The organism is Pseudomonas putida S13.1.2 (genome assembly GCF_000498395.2).
GTDB lineage: Bacteria > Pseudomonadota > Gammaproteobacteria > Pseudomonadales > Pseudomonadaceae > Aquipseudomonas > Aquipseudomonas putida_Q.
Genome location: NZ_CP010979.1, coordinates 2017271 through 2039918 on the forward strand (window position 1 = coordinate 2017271; position 22648 = coordinate 2039918).

General features: G+C 65.7%; 18 protein-coding genes. All 18 read right to left on the reverse strand.

Annotation, left to right across the window (positions count from 1 at the left end; genetic code table 11):
* Nucleotide 1: 1 nt before the first annotated feature.
* Complete coding sequence (locus tag N805_RS09125) at nt 2–781, reverse strand: hypothetical protein (protein ID WP_028613856.1); 780 nt, start codon at nt 779–781, stop codon at nt 2–4.
* Nucleotides 765–2438 (reverse strand): GspE/PulE family protein, encoded by a 1674-nt coding sequence (locus N805_RS09130; RefSeq protein ID WP_028613855.1) that lies wholly within the window; start codon nt 2436–2438, stop codon nt 765–767. Before N805_RS09130 ends, N805_RS09125 begins: the two co-directional genes overlap by 17 nt.
* A 166-nt stretch (nt 2439–2604) precedes the next feature.
* On the reverse strand, nt 2605–3138 hold the full coding sequence (locus N805_RS09135) for a response regulator (RefSeq protein WP_028613854.1): 534 nt from the start codon (nt 3136–3138) through the stop codon (nt 2605–2607).
* A gap of 248 nt (nt 3139–3386) precedes the next feature.
* Nucleotides 3387–4028: a SurA N-terminal domain-containing protein gene (locus N805_RS09140; RefSeq protein WP_028613853.1), complete on the reverse strand. Its 642-nt coding sequence runs from the start codon at nt 4026–4028 to the stop codon at nt 3387–3389.
* A 12-nt stretch (nt 4029–4040) separates the two neighbouring features.
* The gene (locus N805_RS09145; protein ID WP_230685713.1) at nt 4041–5567 is read right to left on the reverse strand and encodes an ABC transporter substrate-binding protein; all 1527 of its coding nucleotides are present in this window, start codon (nt 5565–5567) and stop codon (nt 4041–4043) included.
* Nucleotides 5568–5694: 127 nt separating this feature from the next.
* On the reverse strand, nt 5695–6360 hold the full coding sequence (locus N805_RS09150) for an SCO family protein (RefSeq protein WP_028613851.1): 666 nt from the start codon (nt 6358–6360) through the stop codon (nt 5695–5697).
* The gene (locus tag N805_RS09155) at nt 6357–7013 is read right to left on the reverse strand and encodes an SCO family protein (RefSeq protein ID WP_028613850.1); all 657 of its coding nucleotides are present in this window, start codon (nt 7011–7013) and stop codon (nt 6357–6359) included. The genes N805_RS09150 and N805_RS09155 overlap by 4 nt, the downstream gene beginning before the upstream one ends.
* Nucleotides 7010–8986 (reverse strand): cytochrome D1 domain-containing protein, encoded by a 1977-nt coding sequence (locus tag N805_RS09160; RefSeq protein ID WP_028613849.1) that lies wholly within the window; start codon nt 8984–8986, stop codon nt 7010–7012. The genes N805_RS09155 and N805_RS09160 overlap by 4 nt, the downstream gene beginning before the upstream one ends.
* Before the next feature lie 18 nt (nt 8987–9004).
* Nucleotides 9005–14878: a manganese-oxidizing multicopper oxidase MnxG gene (gene mnxG, locus N805_RS09165; protein ID WP_046811313.1), complete on the reverse strand. Its 5874-nt coding sequence runs from the start codon at nt 14876–14878 to the stop codon at nt 9005–9007.
* A gap of 309 nt (nt 14879–15187) precedes the next feature.
* Nucleotides 15188–15952, reverse strand: a complete 765-nt coding sequence (gene madM / locus N805_RS09170) for a malonate transporter subunit MadM (protein WP_028613848.1) — start codon at nt 15950–15952, stop codon at nt 15188–15190.
* 2 nt (nt 15953–15954) lie between these two features.
* On the reverse strand, nt 15955–16377 hold the full coding sequence (gene madL, locus N805_RS09175; protein WP_028613847.1) for a malonate transporter subunit MadL: 423 nt from the start codon (nt 16375–16377) through the stop codon (nt 15955–15957).
* A gap of 231 nt (nt 16378–16608) precedes the next feature.
* Nucleotides 16609–17529 carry a malonate decarboxylase subunit epsilon gene (mdcH, locus tag N805_RS09180; protein ID WP_028613846.1) on the reverse strand — a complete coding sequence of 307 codons (921 nt, stop codon included), beginning with the start codon at nt 17527–17529 and terminating at the stop codon, nt 16609–16611.
* A complete protein-coding gene (locus N805_RS09185; protein ID WP_028613845.1) occupies nt 17526–18140 on the reverse strand; it encodes a malonate decarboxylase holo-ACP synthase in 615 nt (204 codons plus the stop codon). The genes mdcH and N805_RS09185 overlap by 4 nt, the downstream gene beginning before the upstream one ends.
* A 1-nt stretch (nt 18141) precedes the next feature.
* Nucleotides 18142–18933 carry a biotin-independent malonate decarboxylase subunit gamma gene (gene mdcE, locus N805_RS09190; protein ID WP_028613844.1) on the reverse strand — a complete coding sequence of 264 codons (792 nt, stop codon included), beginning with the start codon at nt 18931–18933 and terminating at the stop codon, nt 18142–18144.
* A complete protein-coding gene (locus tag N805_RS09195) occupies nt 18930–19778 on the reverse strand; it encodes a biotin-independent malonate decarboxylase subunit beta (RefSeq protein ID WP_028613843.1) in 849 nt (282 codons plus the stop codon). The genes mdcE and N805_RS09195 overlap by 4 nt, the downstream gene beginning before the upstream one ends.
* A complete protein-coding gene (locus tag N805_RS09200) occupies nt 19771–20070 on the reverse strand; it encodes a malonate decarboxylase subunit delta (protein WP_028613842.1) in 300 nt (99 codons plus the stop codon). The genes N805_RS09195 and N805_RS09200 overlap by 8 nt, the downstream gene beginning before the upstream one ends.
* Before the next feature lies 1 nt (nt 20071).
* Complete coding sequence (locus tag N805_RS09205; protein ID WP_028613841.1) at nt 20072–20971, reverse strand: triphosphoribosyl-dephospho-CoA synthase; 900 nt, start codon at nt 20969–20971, stop codon at nt 20072–20074.
* The gene (gene mdcA, locus N805_RS09210) at nt 20971–22632 is read right to left on the reverse strand and encodes a malonate decarboxylase subunit alpha (RefSeq protein ID WP_028613840.1); all 1662 of its coding nucleotides are present in this window, start codon (nt 22630–22632) and stop codon (nt 20971–20973) included. The genes N805_RS09205 and mdcA overlap by 1 nt, the downstream gene beginning before the upstream one ends.
* Between the last annotated feature and the right edge of the window lie 16 nt (nt 22633–22648).

Sequence of the window (22648 nt, forward strand, 5' to 3'; positions counted from 1 at the left end):
GTCAGGCCACCGCCCGCCACATGGCGCACAGCGGGTCGGCTTCGCTGGCCGGCTGGCACAGCTGCACCGCCGCCAGTTGCGGCACGTCGCCCCGGCCCGGGGCATGCAAGTACACCTGTGGCAGGTGCTCGCCATACAGCTCGCAGGTGCGCTCGATCAGCGCTTGCAGGGCCTGGTCGCTGTCGGCGCAGCCTTGCGCAAGCACTTGCTGCCAGGCGCCGCCGGCGGCCAGCAGCAGCACGCTGCGGCGCGGCTCGGCCAGTACAAACAGGAAGTCGCCCTGCTGCAGCTGTGGCGAGCAGCGGTTGTAGGCGGCCATCAGGTACGGTTGCACCGAGCGCAGGCTCAGGCGGCTTTCCCGGCCCAGCGCCTGTAACCGTTGGAGCAGGGCTTCGGGCAGCGCCGTCGCGATGCGGGCGGCACCGGCAGGCTCGGGCGACAGCACGATGCGCCAGTCGTCCAGCGGCTGGCCGTAGAGGTTTTCGAAGCAGGCTCGGGCATAGGCGTCCAGTTCGCGCGGGTGGCCGATGGCATCACTCCAGGGCACCAGACAGAAGCGGCTGTAGCGAGCCGACAGCAGCACCCGCAGCTGGGCGCCACGTACGGCATGCTCGGCCAACAGTACGGACAGCGCGTCGACGGCGGCTTCCCAGGCTGGCTGAGCAGCATCGCAGCTGAACACGCGACTACCCAGCCACTGGTGCTGGTGTTTATGCCAGCAACCCAAGCCGACGCCCTCGGCGCCGACCACGGCACAGAAACGATCAGATGAATGTGACACGGTTGATCTCCTCAAGTGTGGTGCGGCCATCGCGGACCAGGTCCAGCGCCGAAGCCCGCAGCAGGCGCAGGCCGCGCTGGCAGGCGAGTGTCTTGATTTGCGACAGGGGGCGGCGCTCGACGATCATCTGCCGCAGGTCGTCGTCCAGGTGCAGCAGTTCCGCGATTGCGCTGCGCCCGCGAAAGCCACTGCCGCGGCACTGGCCGCAGCCCTGCACGCGCACGAACTTCCAGCCGGCCACGCCTTCACGGCTCAGGCCCGAGCCATACAGGGTGTCGTCATCCACTTCGCAGGGGCTGGAGCAATGCGTGCAGGCCAGGCGGATCAGGCGCTGGGCCAGCACCGCGTTCAGTGCAGAAACGAAGCTGTAGGGGTCGACCTGCATCTGGCTGAAGCGGCCGATCACGTCGAACACGTTGTTGGCGTGGATGGTGGTGAACACCAGGTGGCCGGTAAGCGCCGACTGCACGGCAATTTGCGCGGTGTCCGGGTCGCGGATTTCGCCAACCAGGATCTTGTCCGGGTCGTGGCGCAAGATGGAGCGCAGGCCACGGGCGAAGGTCAGGCCCTTCTTCTCGTTGACCGGGATTTGCAACACACCGGGCAGCTGGTACTCGACCGGGTCTTCGATGGTGATGATCTTGTCTACGCCATGGTTGATTTCGCTGATCATGGCGTACAGGGTGGTGGTCTTGCCGCTGCCGGTGGGGCCGGTGACCAGGATCATGCCGTAGGGTTCGGCGGCCAGCCGGCGCAGGGCGCGCAGGGTTTCGTCGGCAAAGCCCAGGGCCTGCAGCTGCACGCCGCTGACCCGGTCGGACAAGTCCTGCTTGTCGAGCACCCGCAGCACGGCGTCTTCGCCAAAGATGCTGGGCATGATCGATACCCGGAAATCGATTTGCCGGTCGCCCACAGCCACCTTGAAGCGGCCGTCCTGGGGCACGCGTTTTTCGCCGATGTCGAGCTCGGCCATGACCTTGATGCGGGAGATCACCTGGTCGGCGAAGGCACTGCCACTGGCCTTGCCGGCACCGTTGAGCACACCGTCGATGCGGTACTTGATGGTCAGGCCCTGGCCGGTCATGCCCAGGTGGATGTCGCTGGCGTGCAGCTTGAGGGCGTCGTACAGGGTGGAGTTGACCAGCTTGACCACGCGGCTCTGGTCTTCGCTGATGCTGGCCAGCGAAAGGCGTTGCAGCGGGTCGCCTTCGCTGCTGGCCTCGGCGTCGTGGTCAAGGGCATCGACGGCGTGGAAGCTTTCTTCGTGGCGGGCCAGGAAGGTGGCCAGTTCGGCGGCGTGGGCCAGGTACAGCGGCGCGCCTTGCAGCACATCGTCGATCCAGGCCAGGCGGGCGGGGTCGAAGGGGTCGGCGAACACGCCCAACAGCTGGCCGCCCTGCTCGATCAGCACAAATTCGCGCTTCAGGCACGCGGCCAGGCTGACTTTGTCGAAGCGTGGGCTGCTGGCCAGCAGGGTGTGGCTGCCCAGCACCGGGTAATGCAGGGTCAGGCCCAGGCGACGGGTGAAGGTATCGGGGTTGTCGCAAGCAAGGCGTTCGAGGCAGTTGAGCAGGCGCTCGTCGCTGGCTTGCAGACGGGCCTGGGCCAGCAGGTCGCGGGGGTAGGCTGAGAAGGGTGCCGGGTTCTTCGCGGGCATGCCCGCTCCCACAGGTTCAGCGCAATCCTGTAGGAGCGAGCTTGCTCGCGATTGGGCCGGTGCAGGCTGTGGCAAATCCCGGGTTGCATCGAATGCTTCTGGCATGGCCTGCGACTCCGCTCAGGGGGCGCGTCGCAGGCTGGCTCAGCCAGGGGTGCGGGCGCCGCTATTCCCCTGTGAGCAGTTGATCGTCGTCGGGCCCTGGCGGCTTGGCGCCATTACGGCGGCGCTCAGCCAACACCCAGCTTCCATCGTACAACTGCAGGGGGAACGATTCGTTCCTGTTCTGGCGTCGTTCGACGAACCCTTCTGCCGGGTTGTCCGTGGCCCTGCGCCGGCGCTCGATGCCCATCAGGTCGAAGATCGCACGGGCCAGTTCCACCAGTGGGAACGGCTTGAACAGGACATGGCTCACTCCCAGCTCTGCGGCCCGCTCACGCACCTCGACGGTGGGGTGGGCGGTGATCAGCATGAAGTGGCATTGCCTGTTCTTGCGTACGGCCTCCAGAACCTGAAACCCTTCCATGTCGGGCAAGCGGTAATCCAGCACGATCACTTGTGGCGCCAGGCGCTCAGCCTGCTCGATACCACTAGCACCGTCGTGGGCAACATGAACTTCCAGGCCTTGCGCCTGCAGGTACGCTTGCAGGTTCTGCGCAAGGGTCTGTTCGTCATCGACTACCAATACTCTGTTCACCAAGGTCGACTCCCAAGAACTGCCCGGTTACCCGGTCTGCGAAGTTCGCCCTTGTACAGGCTTGAGCAGGCTTCGTGCCAGGCGTGAATAGTCATGCTGCACCGCTGTAAGTCATTGATTTGCAGAAGGTGCCGGCCAGCACCCAAAACACGGCGGGCAGGCACACCCGCCCGCTTCCCCACAACCGGGGAAACTGATGGCACATTGCCAAACCCTAATTCCCCAGCATTGGGGGAACGCCATCAGGGGCTTCAGTCAGCGATCTCCACTTTAGCGGAGTCGCGCAAACGTTGGCGCACGGACTTGCGCGCTTGCGCCTCGCGCTCACCGATGAGCGAGGCCCTGGCCAAGACCAGGCCCTGTTCGTGTATGACCGAAGGGTTATCACTTTGGTTCTGCGCTCCCTGCAGTGTTTCTCGGTTGGCATCATAGAATGCTTGCACTTCGGCCGGGCTCGGCGCGTCGACTGCGCTGAGCTGGGCGTACACCTGCTGGGCCGCCATGTCTTGCCGGGTGTATTCAGTGTACTGTGCCCTATCAAAGCCCGCCTCTGCCAGACGCCGTTCGAAAACTGCCGGGCTGCCGAACGCAGCTTCCACCTCGCCGACATGCGCCGACACCTGCGCGTCGCTGATGGCGATGCCTTGTCGCTGCGCCTCCTGCCACAGGAGCTCCTTGTCGATCAGTTCGTCCAGGGCCTGACCACGCAGGCGCTTGTACAGGCCCGGGTTGCGGATGCTGGAAACCGCGCGGCCCTGGGCGGTCAGGTATTCGCTGAAATAGCGCTCCAGGCGGGTCAACCCGATCTCCACGCCATTGACCCGTGCAGCAGGTACATCGGCCCAGCTCGCCTTGGCCATTACCAGCAACAGGCACAGCAACACAATACGCATGGCAACCTCCACTCAAAGGCTGTCCGGCACCGGCCGGTAAGGGGTAACTGCGGTGAAACGCGGCCCGGGCAGGGCCACCGCCACCACATGGGCACCGGCCATGCCCTGGCGGCGACCGGGGCCAAAGCCCAGCGCCGGGGTCAGGCCGGTAGATACATCGTGCAGGCCTTCCAGTGCGCCAATCAGTTGCTCGCGGCTGGCGTCACGGCCGATTTGCTTGAGCGCTTCGCTCAGCAGGCGCAACGCGCACAGGGTATTGACCTGCAACGACGCCTGGCGTGGGTCCAGGCCCTGGCGTTGCTGCAGCCCGGCGAGGGTGGCCAGGCCTTGCTCGGTCCAGTCTTCGGGGACATAGGGGTAAGCCAGGAACACCCGTTGCGACCATTGCTCGGGCAACCGCGCCACGGCGCCGGCCACCTGGCTGGACGCGGCGAACAGGTAGGGCTTGCGGCCTGCTGCCTGCAATGCCGTCGCCAGTTCGGCAAATGCCTGGGCGCGGCCGAGGAAGACAATGCCCTGCCCGTCCATAGCCTGGCCGTCGAAGGCCTCGATGGCGGAAGGCGCCCAACCCTGCTGCAACAGGCGCTCACGTACCTGCTCGGCCGCCGCTGCCTGCTCGTTGCCGGCGTACACCACGCGCAAGTCACCTGGTGCCAGGCCCAACCCTGCACGGGCGTGACCAGCCAGGCTCAGCAATTGCTCAGGCAAGCCGGGCAGTGGGTCGAATATCTGCGCGCTGCCGCCACTGCGCGGAGTGCTGCCGATCAGGGGCACATTCTGGGGTGCCAGCAAGGTTGCCAGACGCGGGTCGAGCATCGGTGCCAACGGCGAAATCAGGGCGAACACGCGCTCCTGCTCCAGCAGTTGCTGCAAGGCATGCTCGGCGCTGACCGGGTCGGAGCCAGGGTCCAGTACGACCAGCTCCAGGCGCCGCCCGTGAATGCCGCCTTGCTGGTTGAGTTGCGCTACCCCGTCTTCCAGCACTGCACGTACCACCTGCCCGGCTTCGGCCAGCGGGCCGGAAGCCGGCAGCAAGGTGCCCAGGCGCAGTACGCCCTCCTCTATGCCGGGGTCGCGCTCCTGCGCCAGGCGCTTCAGGTAGGCGGTAAGGTTGCGCTGGTCGGCCATGGTCAGTTCGAAGCGTGGCATGGCCGGGTCCAGCCGATTGCCCGCCGGGTCTACGCCATGCTGGATGGCCCGGGCCAGGCTGCGGTCGGTATAAGCCGGGTAGCTGCGGCCATTGGCTTCGCGTGCGCCCTGGCCTTGTGCCAGGCGTTGCCAGTCCAGGTTGGGTGGGCGCACGCCGCCTTCGGCGCGGCCACGGCCGTCGTTGCCGTGGCAGCTGGCGCAGGGCAGCACGCTGGCGGGCACGCGGATGTCGCTGGCGCCGACCCGGGCCTGCAATTGCGCATCGCTGCTGGAGACGCCTTCGCGGTAGAGGCGTTTGCCGGCTTGTTCGTTGGCAGTGAGATCAAAGGCCAGGGCTGAACTGCAGAGGCTGATACTGATGAGCAACACAATACCTTTTGCAGTGTTCATGCCGGCCTCTTCGCGGGGCAAGCCCGCTCCCACAGGATCAGTACACGCCTGAGGTCAATGAAAAACCTGTGGGAGCGGGCTTGCCCCGCGAAGAGGCCGGCACGGCGAGCCCAGGCGCGCATGGCCATCACCGCCCTGCCAGTGGCTGGGTCAGCAGTTGCATGCGCTGGGCAATCGCCGCCGGTGGTGCATCCGGGCGGATCTTGCTCCAGCGTTTGCCTGCTACATCGCCGGCAATCAACTGCGTGGAGTGCTGCTCGGGGCTCGGCAGAAACTGGCCGATGCGGCCTAGCACCAGGTCGACATTGGCCTTGTCACCGGTCAGAAACAGCCAGTTCGGCCCATCAACCCCCTGCTTCTCGGCAAACGCCTTGAGTGCTTGCGGGGTATCGTTGAGCGGGTCGCTGCTGATCGACACGAAAGTCACCTGGCTGGCCAGTTGCGGCCCCATGGCCGCGCGCACTTCGCGCAGCTTGCGGGTGATCAGCGGGCAGGCGTCGGTGCAGTGGGTGAAGATCACGTTGAGCATGACCACGTTGTCCTTGAGCACATCACTGTAAAAACGCAGCTCGCGGCCGTTCTGGTCCTTCAGTACGGTATCGGTGAACCAGGTCTGGGCATCGCGGGTGCCGCCGCCACTGGTCATCGTCTGAGGCGCGGGCTGCGGCATGGGCGCCTGCTCCGCATGGCCTTCATGGGCAAACGCCATCGAGCCGAGAATCCACAGGCAGCCGCCCAGCACCAGCCAGTCGAAACCGCGCATGCCGCCGCGGCGGGAGGTTACATTGCTCATGGTTGCACCTCATGGTGGTCGGCAATGGCCGTGCTCTTGGCATGCACCCGACGGGCGCTGAGTCGGTTGATTTCTTCTATCAGTACCGTTGGGTCGGTGAAGCCGTAATACCGCGTCCAGTGCCCGCTTCGCCCGTCACCCACCAGAATCAGCGGCGGGTGCTGACGGAGGTCGGCGCTGAAGCTGCCCAGGCCCTTGAGGGTTTCGGTGACAGCGTACGGCGTGCCGGTCAGCCAGCTCCAGCCCGGCCCCTTCTGGAAGGCCTTGGCGTAATCTTGCAGGCGTTTGGCATCGTCACGCTGAGGGTCGACGCTGATCGAAACCATGTGGATCTCTTCCCCTACCCGGCCACCCAGCTGTTGCTGGACTTTGCCCATGATCGACGACACCACCGGGCACACCGTGGTGCAGCTGGTGTAGATGAAGCCCATGACCACCAGATGGTCATTTACCAGGTCTTTCTCCAGGCGTACCGGCATGCCGTCCTGGTTCAGCAGGGAGACGTCGGCAAAACGCACACTGGTCTTTTCCTGGTGAGCCGCCGGCGGCTGCTCGGCATGGCCTTTGTGGTCGTGGCCGGCGTGGGCCATGGCAAGGTTGCTGGCAAGTGCCAGGCTCAGGGCCAGCAGTTGGAAACAATGCTTGGCGTTCATCGCACACTCCTCATGTCAGTGTGGGAAGCGCTGGTCGCTGCGGCCGGCAGGACGCGCAGGCTGGTGTAGTTTTCTTCGGCAAACTTGCGCCCCAACGATGGCGACTGCACATGCAGGTACCAGGCGCCAGCTTCGGACAGTGTCAGGGCTGCCTGATAGACACCCTCCCCCACTTCCAGCAGCTGCAGGTTGCGCGGCATTGACGACGGCGCCAGGAAGTAGCGCAGGCTCAGGTCGTTCAGGCCCAGCCGCGGCTGACCGTCGTCACCGACGATACGCACCCGTGCGGTAATGGCGCTGTGCAGTGGCATGGGTTGGTCCAGGCCAATGAACTCCGCATGCGCGCCCTTGCGCTTGCCGGCATTGGGCGCTTCGGCAACATCGGCACTGAAGCAGTGGATGATCTGCGGCTGGTTAAGCAGGAAAGCCACGTCGAACTTGCCGGCAGCGGGGAGTTTCACCGTCGAGCCGTACACCCCGGGCGCCACCTCACGCAGGCTGCGGTCAACGACCAGGGCAGCACGGGCCTGGTGACCACGGTTGTTGTAGCCGGACATCGGCGCGTTCATGCCCTCGGCGTAGAAGTAGGTGGTGTTGTCCACCGGGTTGACCACGAACACCGAGTTGTCATCACGCGACACCGACAACCCCTGGGCCAATGGCAGGTCGCCGGCCTGGCGCGGCGCTGCCGGGCCGGCCTCGAAACCCTGGACGATCGGCGAGCGCCCTTCGCCCAGGCTGGACAGGTTGATCATGGTCACTTTCGGGGAAGCCAGGCCGCGCACATAGGCATAGCCCTTGGTAAAGGTCAGCTGATAGGGTTCGGCCGCCACCGGAATGTGGTGGATCAGCTTGTCGGTACTGGCATCGATCACCAGGGCCTGGTTCTCAAGGGTGTTGAGTACAACGCCGTAGCGGCCATCGCTGCTGAAGCGCATTGGCCCCAGGCCCTGCTCGGCCTTGACCGTGTGGCGCAGCTGGTGGCTGCGGGCATCGAACACCCTTACGCTGCCTTCCTCCCCATCGACCACGTAAACGGCCTGGGACAGCGCCGAGTAGCTGACCGACAGCGGGTGCGGGCCAACCTTGATGGTTTTGGCCAGGCGCATTTCCGGGATATCAATGACGCTGAGGGTGCCGCTGTCGCGGTTGCTGACGTAGGCAAAACGCGAGTCGGCGCTGAAGGCGATTTCGTGGTGCCCGGTGCCGGTGTTGAAACTTTTCAGGGTAGTACGCCCTGGCACGTCGATCACCGTCACCCCACCCTTGGCCGGGTCACTGCTGTTGTTGCCCACCCACAGCCGGTGCTGGTCCGGCTGCAAGGCTACGCGCAGCGGCTGGTCGCCGGCGTCAAGGTCGGCCACGCGGGTGAAGGTTTCGGTATCGATTACCGCCACCTTGCCGCGCTCGGGGATCGACACGAACACCTGCTTGTCGTCGCCGGTAGCCACCCAGTCCATGGGCCGCCCGGGCAGGTCGATGCGGGCCATGGTGCTGGTCACGCCGCCCACCGAAACGGTCGGATCAATCACCGTCAGGCTGGCGTCGTTGTTCAGCATCAACAAAAAGTAGCTGTTCAGGTCGAGCAGCGGCCTGGCGCCGATGCTGCTTTTGAGAAACAGCGCGACCCGCGCCTTGCAGCTTTGGCTGCGGTCGCCGGTCGGAGCCGACTGCGCCGGGTCGATCCACGCCCCCGGGGCCATGCCCGACAGCGGCTGGCCACTGGCCTGGTCGCTGACCTTGAAGCGGATGCTGGCGAAGGCGCCTTCCTTCAACTCGCCCCCGGCCAGCGGCCGGGCCTCGAAATCCACGGTCACGCCGTCCCGGCTGAGCCGGTGCAGGGCCTGCGGGTCGGCAGGTTCCTGCAACAGCTCGCGGGGATCGCACCAGAGCTTTTCATACGCCACGCCCAGGCCGATCAGCGCTACTCCCAGCAATACCCCCAAGCAAGCAGGGCGAGTCTTGTTATTCATGCTCGCGCTCCCCTTCCGTCACTGCGCCGGGGCCGTTGCCGGCGGCGCTTCGTTGGTCACCCGCAAAATCCCCCACAGCCCAGAGAGGTTGCCGTAGGCGGCGTAATCGCGGAACAGGTAGTCACCCGCCACCGCGTTGGCACCGCCGGCACTCGGCAGCATGAAGCTGAAGTGCGCCGCTGGCAGTACGCTCTCCTGCGCACCGATGTACATGGCCATCGGGTTGTAGCCAAAGCGCACCGAACCGATGCCAGGCAGGCTCATCGGGTAACCGTCCACGTCACTCTTCTCGGCCTGGTAGTTGTGCAATGGCCACAGGTGACCGTCCAGCTGGTAGGTGATGCCGCGGCTGCCACCACTGGGCATCAGCACATGGCTGCGCACTGGCTGGCCCGGCTTGGCGTACAGCACCGGGGTTTGCGGGTCACCGCCAACCAGGGCGTTGCTGTAGGCCATGTGCGCGTTGGGCACATCGGCAAAGCCGAAGCCGTCGGCATGGCCGAACGGTGCATCCGGCGCCAGGCCAAACCGCAGCCACAGCGGTTCAGTCTTGTAGTTCATGGCCATGTTGCCGTTGTCTTTCGGGTCCCCCGGCACGCCATTGCCTTCGGTGGCGATGCCTTCGACCGGGCGGCCGTCAGCCCAGCGCATGTTCATCGAGCGCTGCCACACCGTTACCAGGTCGCGGTAATCGGCTTGGCCAGTGACCTTGACCGTGGCCTGGGCCCGGCTGGCGGTGTCCTCGGTCCAGGTCGCGGTCTGCGGCAAGATGCTCATGCCACCCACCAGGCCTTTTTGTGGCTGCTTGATGAAGTCCGACGGCGTCAGGTTCAGGCCACCAAACTCGATTGCCGTGGTGTTGATGTTGTCCACCGTGCGGCCCAGTTGCAGCACCGGTTTGCCCTCGCGCTCCAGGTGGCCGGCGTAGTACTGGTACACCCGGCTTGGGTAGGCACCGCTGTTGCCCACCCGCGGTGGCACGGTCTGCACCGGGTTGGCACCCACGTTGGCACCGTCGGACTTGGTGATGTCGTAGGCCAGCAACTGGGCATGCAGGCCCACATGGCTGGACGGCCGCATCAGGTTGTTGTTGAAGGCGGTAGAGCCTTCGCTGTCGAAGCGGTCACGCTTGACCACGTTCTGCATCACGGCCGTGCTTGGCAAGTCAGGCATGACCTGTGGCAGGCGGTTTTCCAGGGTGATGCTGATGCAGTCGCCGGCGTTGGCGCGCAGCACCAGGGGCTCCACCGGCACGCCGGCCTTGAGCTTGCCGGTGGTGGCGTCCAGGTCGGCCTTGCGCACATACAGCACGGCGGTCGGGTCATGCAGTGGCGCACTGTGGCCCCCCACAGTGAAGGTGGTGCCGTCCTCCTCGTCGACAACCGTCACCTGCGGGATGCTGGTCTTGCGGCTGTTGAACACCAGGGTGCCGCCATTGGCCTTCAGCGGGCCGCCGACATGCTGGCCGACACCGGCCGGGTCGTTGATGCTGACGCCGTTGCGGTTCTCGAGGATGTCGTTGGCCAGCGCCGCGACAATCTCGTAGCTGCGCTTGACGGTGGTACGGGTACCGATGCCGTTGGGGTTGGCCGTGGTTTTTGGGCAGATGCCGTCAAAGTTCACGGTATTGCGCATGGCCACGGGTTGCGTATTGTTCGGCAGCGGGAACAGGTCGGCGCGTTGTGCGGTGTAGTTGCGCATCACCCCCCAGATACCGTTCCAGTAGCCTTCCAGGGCTGCGTCCATGGCGTACAGGTAATCGCCGTTGGTGGCAGCAGAACTGGAAATCATCGACACCGGCGCCATGAAGCCCATCTGTTCGGAAATCCCGATCATCTGCGAGGCCTTCCAGCCCGAGTTGGAACTGTTACCAAAGCCCGAACCGTTCTGCAGCCACTTGACACCGTGCAGGGTCACGTTGTGCTCCTCCTCGTGGCCACCGGCGTGCAGGCGCAGGCGTACGTTGTCCCCGGAGTAGGTGCGCAGCATGGGCGTGAACGGGTCACCCGGCTCGCTGCCGGCCTTGTTGATGTGGGGTGGGAACAGTGTGGTGCCGCCGGTAGGGCCCACCGCCGAAGTAATCGCCGAAGGCGCCATGTTCATGGCCGGGATCGCACGGTCGGTACGGCTCTGCAGGGCATAGCTGAGGTCGCCCGCCAGGCCGTCTGCCTGCATGCCGCGCTTGCCATCGGGGCCGACCTTGTTTGGGTCGAATACCCGCAGGGCCAGCGGCTCGTTGCGGTAGTTGACGACGAACATGCCCGGGTCATCCACCGAAATCGCCTGCGGGCAAGGCCGGCTTGGGCAGCCGGGGGCCAGGCCACCGCGCGATTCGACTACCGACTCAAGCAGGTTGGATGCCTTCTGCCTTACCGGCGGGTTGATGGCGTAGCGGAAACTGTCCGCCGTGGCCGGGTAGGCCTGGCCACTGGGGATGCCGTCCGGGCCTGCGCCCACGTACACGCCCGCTTCATAGGCATGCTGGAAGTCGCTGTACTCAAGGAAGAACTCACGGTAGCTGTCGTTCTTGCCGTCGCCATCGTGGTCGCCCGTCTTGATCACCGCTTGCCACGAGGTCGGCCCGCCGTCCTGGCGTGTGGCCGGGTTGTACAGCTGCTCGCCGGTTTCGGCGTGGTACCAGGTAGAGCCGGCGGGCTCGGCCAGCACAGTTGCATACAGCCCGAGCTGCTGGTGGGTCGATGGGCCGAGGTGGTCGTGGGTAAAGATGGTGCCCAGGCCACGATCGACGTTGTTCACGTTCACCAGCGGGTCGGCAAACCAGCGTTGCATGGCCGTGCGCGCACCCAGCCAGTCGGCCCGGCCAAAGCGGCCGAAGTACGGGTGCTGCTTGGCTTTCGGGCACGCGGCGGTGCCATCGCGGCTGTCGCCCTCGGTGCAGCCGTTGTAGGCGCGGATGGCATGCACACGCTCGACCACGCTGCCGGGCGAGAGCACCCCGTCTTCATAGTTCCAGCCATTGGCCGAGCCGTCGGCGGCAGTCAGGTCCCACTTGGGCAGGTGGATGTGCTGGCCGATCACGTCGGTCGGGGTACGCACCTGGTAGTCGTCCATTTCGTAGTACGACGGGATCAGGTTGGTGTGGGTGTACATGGTGCAGTCGAAGGTGTTCATGCGCATCACCAGCGGCTCTGGCGGGCGCTGCTTGGTGATCACCGGCCAGGCGTCTTCCCACAGCGCCAGGATACGCGCCTGCGGGAAGTGGTAGCCGACCTTGTTGTACACCGCGTCGAACTGGATATTGGCACCTTTGTAGATGCGCGGGCGGTCGGCGGTGAAGGTGGACGAACCACGGAAGCTCATGCCGGTCAGGCTCTCGCCGCTCGCAAACTCGCCTACCCCCGAGGTTTGGGTCAGGCGCTTGCCGCGGTCATCCATGCACGGCTCGTAGAACGGCGCGCCGGCAGTGGGCAAGGCGCCGTTGGTGCGGAAGGCCTTGGCCACCGGCTGGCTGCCAGGGATCAGGGCGAAGCTGGGGTGCTCGGCCTTGGCGTGGAACTGCATGGCGGCCTGCTCGACATCGGTTCCTTCTTCGGGCAGGTAGATGGGCTTGGCTTTGTGCACCACCTTGGAAAAGTCCAGCTTGGTGGTGGTGGTCACGGCCTCGCCACCGGCAGATACACCGTCCAGCGCATGACGGCCCAGGCCGCCATCCCAGCCATCGACCTGGTTGGCGTCGAGGTTGGCCCACAGGGCGTTGCCGCTGTCTTTCAGCTGCCGGGCCAGGGCCGGGTCAAGCATGTCCAGTGGCGGGGTTGGCGGGCGGTTACCGACACTGCTTTCCATGCCACCGATCCAGAACGGGTAGCCTGGGTTTTTCAGGGTGCCATCGGCGTTGCGGTTGGCATCAGTGCGGTCGACCAGCGCCAGTGAGCCGACGGCTTTGCGCACCGGCGCCGGGCTGGCGTGGTCGTCATCGCCTTCGTCCTCGTTTTCGTCATCATCGTCGTTGGCGGCGACGAGTTGCTCAGACAGTTTGGGTACCACCACCACCTTGCCAGGCATCGGCGCCATGGCTTTGCCAGGCAGCGGCACGATGGCCGGGATCGGCGTACCGGCAACGATTTCGCCATCCGGCAATGCCCGGGCGCCAGCAGCCGGCTTGCCGCTGCGCAGGGCAAACGGGGTGCTGTGGAAACCATTCTCGCCCTGCCCGCTCACTTCTAGCCGGGTGCCTTCTTCGAACACATCGTGTACCCGCCACATGGCCCACATGCCCTGGGCGAAGTGCGGGTAGAAGTGGCAGTGGTAGATGGCATCGCCCGCCACGCGGTTGCGGTTGCCCGAACCGCCGTTGGCAATCTCGTAGGTGTAGCCGATACCCGGGCCGATGCCTTGGGCGTCGATGTAGTCGGAGTTGTCGTCGTTGGGGTTGAACAGCCACTGGTGACCATGCAGGTGGAAGATGTGCTGCTCATGGCCATTGTGGGTGTTGCGGAACTTGGTGAAATCGCCAATGTAACTGTGGTGCACGTTGGCTGGCTCGGCCGGGTAAAGCGCCATGCTGGCCTTGACCCCCACGGCGCTGGCCGGCGGCGTCTGGCCTGGGCGAATGTTCTCCAGGCCGACGTTGGCCGGTACGTCCACCAGGGTGCCGATATCGCCCACTGTGTGTGCGCTGAGGAAGAATTCCTCGTAGGCGCACGACAGGCAATCATGCATGGGCCCCACACCCAGGCGGTTGGCGACCACTTCGGCGCCCATGCCGCCAGAGCCATAGTTGATCATGAACGAATCGCGCGTCGGCTCCAGCACATGGCCCATCACCGGGTCCGCCCAGTAGCCCGGGAAGGCCTGGGTGGCGGCCACTTCATCGGCAAACTGCGAGGCGAAATCGCGGAACGCTTCCAGGCGGTTGGGTAATGCGGGGTTGCGCTTGTTGACGCTTTCCAGCGGGTAGGTCGAGCGCGGGAAGCTGCCGTCCGGGTTCGGCCCCATGACAATGGCGTCGGTCTCGCTGTTGAGAATTTCATTGCCGTCGACCATGGCAATGATCGGCTTGCCGGCCTTGCCCTCGCTGATCCACGGTTGAGTCTGCGGGTAACGGGCCTGGTAATCGATGACCGGTTGGCCGGTGGCGGTGCGGCCGGTGGTGGCCAGGCGCATTTCTTCTTCGGTCAAGGTGTTGCGGAAGGTTCGCCCACCTTTGGGGACGACCACCACCTGGCCAAACAGGCCATTGGCGACGTTACCTGCCCCACCCTGGCCGCCAAAAGTAGCGCCCTGACTGGTGGCAGCAAAGGCCCCCTCGCGCTCGGCGTACAGGGTGTAGCTGCGGGTGTTGCCGGGCGATACCAGGAAGTTGCCATTGCGGCCGGTGTTGGCGGCGATATCGCCAATGCTGTTGACCGCCTGCATGCCGTTCACCTGGAAGCCGACATGCCGGTCATTTACCTGCTCATCAGCGACGAAATTCTCACCGCCTTCGTTCTCGACTTCGTTCTCCGGGCCTTCCTCTTCGCCTTCCTCTTCGCCTTCGGCTTCGTTTTCTTCAGGATCGATGCCGTGCTTGTTGGGGTTGGCCTGGTAGGCAAGCAGGTTGGTCAGGTTGACCGTGAGGCAGTCACCGGCGGCTACCCGCAGCACAATCGGCCGTGGGCGCTTGTCCGGGCGCAGGGTGACCTTGCCCGGTACCGCAGCCCCGCCCTTGCCGAGGGGGACTTGCTTGTCGTCCACCACATCTTCACGAAGCGCGAACATCATGCCATTGGCGTTTTGCGCGCCAAGGCGGTTGAACATCAGTGGCTGGTCCAGTGCCACCACATTGGCGACCAAGGTGCGCTGGCACTGCACGGCCGCCTCGCTGGTCGATTCCCAGCCTAACAGGGCCAGAACGAGTGATGACAGAAGGGGGCCTTTGCGTGGCGTAGACATGCTGCACCTCCAAGACACGGGAACTCTGCGGAGGTGTGGAGCAAGGTGTGTGCCAGAAGTATATTTCCTTTTATTTCAGATGGTTATGAAGATAACCGAAACAAATTGGGGAGGATCACCCGGCGCTATTCCCCGATTTGGGGGGTAGCGTTTCCGGCAGCGGTACCACCCTTTGTAGGAGCGGCCTTGTGTCGCGATAGGGGTGCAAAGCACCCCCACGATTTCAGCTTCGCAGCATAGATTGCCGGGGCCGCGTTGCGGCCCTTTCGCGACACAAGGCCGCTCCTACAAAGGTGGCATGCCAGCCTTTTAGCCGACCAGACCGCGTACGCAGAAGTACAGAATCGACGGCCCCATCAGGCACCCCAACCCGGTATGGAAGGTGGCGGTCAACGCGCCATACGGCACCAGCCGCCGATCCGTCGCGGCCAGCCCGGCCGTCACCCCCGACACCGTCCCTGCCAACCCGCCGAACACCATCGCCGAGCGCGGGTTGTCCAGGGCCAGCAGGCGCGCAGAAACTGGGGTGAACACCATCACCAGGATCGCCTTGATCAGCCCGGTGGCAATCGACAGGGCCATCACGTCCGAACTCGCACCCAGCGCCGCCCCGGTCACCGGCCCGACGATATAGGTCACCGCCCCCGCGCCGATGGTGGTCATGCTCACCGCATCGCGGTAACCGAAGGCATAGGCCACTGCCGCGCCGACAATGAAGGGCAGCACGGTGCCCAGCAACAGCGCCACCAAACCAATCATCCCGGCTTTGCGCGCTTCGGTGGCCTGCACCTCGAAGGCCGTGGCCACAATGGCGAAGTCACGCAGCATAGCCCCGCCCATCAGGCCGATACCGGAGAACAGCGCCATGTCGGCCAGACCTTTCTGGCCACCGGTAAGGGTGCCGCCGACCCAGGCCAGCACCAGGCCGATGACGATGGCGATGGCCGAGCCGTGCACCCGGCCGAAGGTGAGGTATTTCGACAGCAAAACCGACAACCACATGATCGCGCCTACTACTGCAAAGGCGGTGATCAGACCGTTGTGTTCCAGGGCATTTTCAATAATCGGCCACATGTTCAACGACCTCCTGCAGGGGCGACCTGCGCGCGGGTTTCCGGGGTGGGTTCAAGCGCGGGTAAAGGCTCGCCGCGATGGCTGCGGCTGATCAGGGCGATGGTCGCGCCGCACACCAGCACCGCGCCCACTGCCGCCAGCAGCGCCACCGGCCCGCCGTGCAGGGCGGTGACCACGTTCTGCTGGGCCGCCATGGCCACCACGACCGGGATATACATGGCCCCCCAGAAGCCCACGCCGAACTCGCACTCCTTGCTCATGCCGCCATTGCGGTGCATGTACAGCCGTGCGCAGATCAGCAGGATCATGGCGATGCCGACCCCGCCCACATTGGATTTGACGCCCAGCAACACGCCCAGGAAGTCGCCGACGATAACGCCGGCAAGCGTGCAGACCGCCAGCAGTGCCACACCATAGATGATCATTGTTGTTGTCCTCAGGTAGTGTCGAAGTTGCTTGTTGTTGTTCTTCGTAAACACACATTGATGCGGCCTGCACGGTCGTTGTGGGAGCGGGCGTGCCCGCGAAGCAGGCGCCTCGGTGGATGGCACGGGCTTCGCCCGTGTTCGCGGGCTTGCCCGCTCCCACAGGGGTCGCACAAGCTTCCAGATTCAAAACAGGACAGCTCCCAGAATGACAGCGTCTGCCGACTGACATCATCGGTCGTCAGCCACCTCCTGGCGCAGCAGCGCATCCAGGGTGTCCCACCGTGTACCCTCCACGGCCACCACCCTGCCCTGTTCAAACACTGCCCGGGCCAGCCCGCTGAGCACGCTGCCGGGTGGTATTTCCAGGTGCAGGCGCACGCCACGTTCGAAGGCGTTGCGCAACGTAGCGCGCCAGTCGACCACCCTTGCCATGTTGCCCGCCAGGTCGTCGCGCAGGCGCTGTGGGTCGAACACAGGCCGCGCGCTGCTGCCGCTGAGGTAGGTAATGCGTGGGCGCTGCAACTCGACCGTGGCGAAGGCGCTGGCCAGTTCCGCTGCCGGCCCAGCCAGCAACGGGCAATGCGACGGCACGCTGACTGCCAGGCGTCGGGCCACGCCCTGGCCTTGGCGGCGAGCCTTGGCGGCGACCGCAGCCATCGCGGTATCGCTACCGGCGATGACGATCTGGTTATCGCTGTTGAGGTTGGCGACGAACACCTCGCCCCCCACCTCGTTCAGCAAACGCTCGACACTGGCCAGGTCCAGGCCGCTGAGTGCGGTCATGCCGTAGCCTTGCGGATAGGCGCACTGCATCAGCTCGCCACGCAGGGAGACCAGGCGCACGGCATCGGCAAAACCCAGGGCGCCCGCCGAGACAGCCGCGGGATAGGCGCCAATCGACAAGCCCGCCACGTAATCCGGCGCAGGGCTGCGCTGCATCAGCCAGCGTGCCCAGGCCACGCCACTCAGCAGCAGGCACAGCTGAACAGCGCGGGTAGACTGCAGTGCCTCCCGGCTGTCCAGCGCCAGCGCAGCTTGGCCGAGGGTATCGCTGGCCTCCTCCAGCAGTAGCCCGCCTCCGTCAGGCAGACGCTGCAGCATGCCCTCCTGCTGGGCTCCCTGGCCGGGGAAGGCGAACAGGCTACTCATGCGGCACGCTCCATCACTGCCCAAGGGTCGCTGACCAGGCGCGGGCCATGGGGCGACTTGAGCAGCACGCGGCGGGCAAAACCGGCCCATTCGCGCAAGGCAATGGCACCTGCCGGGGTTTCCAGTTGCACATCGATACGGCACGGCGCGCAGTCGAGGATATCCAGCAGCTCCCGCGCCTGAGCACGGGCCAGCGGTTGTGGTGTGCGCAGCAGCAGGTCCAGGTCACTGTCGGCATGTACCACTTCAATGCCGGTCGCAATCTGGTACCCCACCCCGCCCGTCGGCCCCCAGGCCAGGCCGCTGGCCTGCAATACCGGGGCGACCGAAGCCAGTGCCTGCAACGCAGGCCATGGGCTTTGCAGGTGCACACGCAACGCTTCAGGGCATTGCTGACGCTGGATATCGGCCAGGCGCATCAACGCACCCAAGCGCTGCGCCCGGCCCTGGCCACGCACCCCAACCGCCACCCAGCCATCCTTACAGGAGGCACGGCGTACCACCACTGGCCGGCCGCTTGCCAGCACGTCCTGGGCCCACTGCGGCGCGTCTGCGGGCAAGCCCGCCACGGGCATCCCCCACAGCAGGTCGTGCGGCCTTGGCGCGTTCATCTCAAGCGCCCTGCCACTGGCGGCGCAGCTGTTCGCGTACCTGGCGCGAGGCACTGCGGTTTTCTCCCGCCAGCCGCGACGACAGGTCGGTGGAGCTACCAATATCGCGCACCGCTTCTGCCAGGCAGGCACGCACCTGGGCAATGTCGGCGGCGCTCGGTGCCTCGGCGTTATCCACTGTCAGCCGGCGCCACAGCAGGCCCAGCGAGGCGTAGCTGGCCAGGTCGTAGGCCATGGGTGGCACGTCGGCGGCCAGGGCCTCCAATTGCTCGACGCTGCGCAGGGTAATCCGCGCCGCAGCCGCCTTGCCCATGGCGTGCACCATGACCCCGGCATCGTCCAGGGCGATCAGGCGCTGGGCCTGGTAGCCGTGGGCAAGGAAGGCACCGGACATGGCCTTGCCGACCAGCAGACCGATCACCGGGTGCCCGGCCAACCGGGCCTGGGCGTAGGCCTGCACGGCACCGGCCAATGCCTGGTGAATGCCCAACGCCTCCTCGCGGCGGCCGTAGGCCTGACTGGGCACGTCGATAACCGCGACAATGGCCCGCTTCTGGTCGTTGCGGTCAGCCTCCACCGCCTCGCTCACCGCCTTGGCCAGGCCCCAGCCTTCCAGCAGGCCGACCTCGCCCGAGCGGGCACGGGGGAATGGGTTGTCGGCATCCGGCACCACGGCGATGAAGCGCGCCAGGCGGTTGTCCAGTTCGCCGTCGATCACCCGCAACGACGCGGGGTAACCTGGCAAGGCTTGCCCGCCGGCCAGGCCCGGCAGCCAGTTCAAGGCACGGTTCATTGGGCTTCTCCTTGGTAAAGGGCGCGCACGGCGGCGGCATCCAGTTGCGGGCAGTCTTCGCCCAGCCGGGCCAGCCGGTCGAGGAACCAGGCGTGCTGGCTGGCGCGGTCTTTGGAGGGTGTGTCGAGCAATTGCAGCAAGCGTTCGCGCAGCGCATCGATATCATCGGCCACATAGCCGTCCACCAAGCCGCTGGCATGGCGTTGTTCGCCGCCGGTCAGGCTCCAGATGAAGGGACGGTCCTTGGCGTCGTATTCGTCGATGCCGGCCTCCTGTTCGATCACCTGCGGGCCGTTCAGGCCCAGGCGTGCTTCGCGGGTAACCAGCAGGTGGCTGCACAGGCCCGCAGCAATGGACATGCCGCCAAAGCAGCCCACCGAACCTGCGATCAGGCCGATCACCGGCTGCAAGGCCCGCAGCTCGACAATGGCCGCCTGGATTTCGGCAATCGCCGCCAGGCCCAGGTTGGCTTCCTGCAGGCGCACACCACCGGTTTCCAGCAGCAACACGGCGCAAGTGGGGATGCCATTGCGGTTATCTTCGATGGCCAGTTCCAGCGCGCCTGCAATCTTGGCACCGCCCACCTCGCCCATGCTGCCACCCTGGAACCCACCTTCGATGGCCGCGACCACAGCATGGCGCCCATTCAGCCGGCCCTTGGCGATAACCACACCGTCATCGGCCTGAGGCACGATGCCCTGGCGTGGCAGCCAAGGCGACATCAGCCGGTCGAACGGGCCCAGCAACTCCCGGAAGCTACCAGGGTCGAGCACGGCACGCGCCCGCTGCCGGGCGCCCAGTTCGACAAAGCTGCGGCTGCGCAGCAAGCGTTCGGTGTCAGTCATGGGCAATCTCCTCGAAGCCTTGCTCAAGGCGCAGGCGCACCACGCCCGGGGTGGCGCCAAAGTCATGGATGTCGATGTTCACGGCCGGCCACGCACGGCCCTCGAACAGGCGCTGGAACAGCTGCGCCCAGCGGGCGCCACTGCCGTTGACCGAGGTCACCACCTGGATGTGCAGGCTGCCGGCAGTGCCAGGCTCGATCAGCACTTCGAGGTCGCCGGAGCTGACGCAACCCACCAGCGTGCGGCCGCGGCCCGGTTCGGCGGCGGGGAATTGAAAATTCAGGGTTTCCATGTCACAGGCTCCCGGCTTTGTCGAGGAACAGGCAGGCGGCCAGCAAGTCGGCGGCGCCGCCCGGTGAGGCGTTCAGGTGCAGCAGTTGCCGGTCCAGCTGGCGCAGTTGCCGGCGCCCCGCCAGTGTGGCGCTGCCGCCTTCGGCAAGTACGGCGTGGGCACCTTGCTGGACGGCAGCCAGCCCGGCCGGGCCGCTGCGCCAGAGCACGCAGGTGTCGCTGAGCACGCTCATGATCGCCAGTAACGCGTCGAGCCGGGCGTGCTGCTCGCTGGCACCGGCGGCGCGGCTGCGCTGCAGTTGTGGCAGGCCGTGGCCGATGACGGCGGGGAAGCCTTGCTGTGCCTGTTCGCGGGCGCCGCCGGTGCCGTAGCGGTGGCGGACCTGCAAGCCGTGGCTGTTCTGGTGCGGCATGGCCGGGTCGTCGAACAGCGCGATGCGCCCGGCGCGCACGGCCAGGGTAGTGGCGTCGACCTGAGGGGCAAGGGCCTTGGATGCAACCAGCAAGCCCAATGCCCAGATCGCGCCGCGGTGGGTGTTTACCCCGTGGGTGGCGGCAAGCATCGCGGCCTCGCCTTCACGGCCGAGCTGGCCCAGTGCGGCGCGCAGGGGTTGGCCAACCTGGCCGATGGACTGGGCGGCTTCAGCCATATTGCGCAGGCATGGCCACAGGGCCAGGGCCGATGCGTGCATCAAGGTCAGGGTCATGTCCTTGTGGGCGCCGTTGCTGCGGCGGTCGACCAGCCCGGGTTTGGGGGACAGGTCGGCTTCGTCGATCAGGGCTTCAACGGCCAGGTCGGCGAGGTGGTCGGCCAGAGGAATTTCGGTTGCCTGGGCTGGCCTCTTCGCGGGTGAACCCGCTCCCACAGGAACCTGGGTGAGTTCGAGAAAGAGCGCTTTCATCACCAGCTCCTGAACCGTGCAGGCGGGTTATAGAGGCCGCCGGACCACTCGACCAGGTCGGCAATGCTGCGTGCGGCCAGCAGCTCGCGGCTGGCGTCGGTGCGGCGGATGCCAAGGTCTTCGGGCAAGGCGATCAGGCCTTGCTGGCGCATGCGCAGGGTGTCTTTGGGGTCGTGACGCAGGCCAATGGCGGTAACCCCGGCCACGGCGGCGATCATCTGCTGGCGTTCTTCCAGGCTGCGGGCCTTGTACAGGTAGGCAATGCCCTCCTCGGTCAGCAGGTGGGTGACGTCGTCGCCGTAGATCATCACCGGCGCCAGCGGCATCCCGGCCTTCCTGGCCACTTCCACGGCATCGAGGGTTTCCACGAAGGTGGGCTTGCCGCCTTCCTGGTAGGTCTCGACCATTTGCACCACCAGCTTGCGGCCGCGCTCCAGCAGGGTTTCTGGCACGGTCATGTCGAGCCACGCCGGGGTCGCGTGGCGCCGGCCACGCGGGTCGTGGCCCATGTTCGGCGCCCCGCCAAAGCCGGCCAGGCGGCCGCGGGTCACGGTCGAGGAATGGCCATCACCATCCACTTGCAAGGTGGCGCCAATGAACAGGTCGACCGCGTATTGCCCCGCCAGCTGGCACATCATGCGGTTGGATCGCAGCGAGCCATCGCGGCCGGTGAAGAACACATCCGGGCGCTGGGCGATGTAATCCTCCATGCCCAGCTCGGTGCCGAAGCAGTGCACGCTTTGCACCCAGCCGGTCTCGATGGCCGGGATCAGGGTCGGGTGCGGGTTGAGCGTCCAGTTGCGGCAGATCTTGCCCTTCAGGCCCAGAGACTCGCCGTAGGTGGGCAAGATCAGCTCGATGGCGGCGGTATTGAAGCCGATGCCATGGTTCAGCGACTGCACCTGGTGTTTTTCGTAGATGCCGCGAATGGCCATCATCGCCATCAGCACATGCACCGGCTTGATGTGGCGCGGGTCGCGGGTGAACAGCGGTTCTATATAGAAGGGCTGGTCGGCGACCACCACGAAATCGACCCAGGACGCCGGGATATCGACCCGTGGCAGGTCATCCACGCGGTCCACCAGCTGGTTCACCTGGGCGATGACGATACCGTCGCTGAACGCGGCCGGCTCCACCAGTGCCGGGGTGTCTTCGGTGCTGGGGCCGGTGTACAGGTTACCGTCACGGTCGGCCATGAAGCCGGCCACCAGGGTGACGTTGGGGATCAGGTCGACCAGCAGCCGCGAGTACAGCTCGATATAGGTGTGGATGGCACCGACTTCGAGCAGGCCATCTTCCAGCAACTGGCCGATGCGCAGGCTTTGCGGGCCGGCGAAGGAAAAGTCGAGCTTGCGGGCGATGCCGCGCTCGAACAGGTCAAGGTGCTCGGCTCGGCTGACGCTGGGCATGATCATGTGCAGGTCGTGCAGGCGCCCGGGGTCGACCTTGGCCAGCGAGCGCGAAAGGAAGTCGGCCTGCTTCTGGTTGTTGCCTTCCAGCACCACCCGGTCGCCCGGGGCCAGCAGCAGTTCGAGGGCTTCGACGATACGCTCGGTGGGCAGCACCACGCCGTCGGCGAGGTGACGGACCCGATCGAGGCGGCGCTGCTTTTCGGCGCGCCGCCGCGACCATTGCGGCGGTGGATTCTGAGTTATTGTCATGGTGACTCCACAGGTT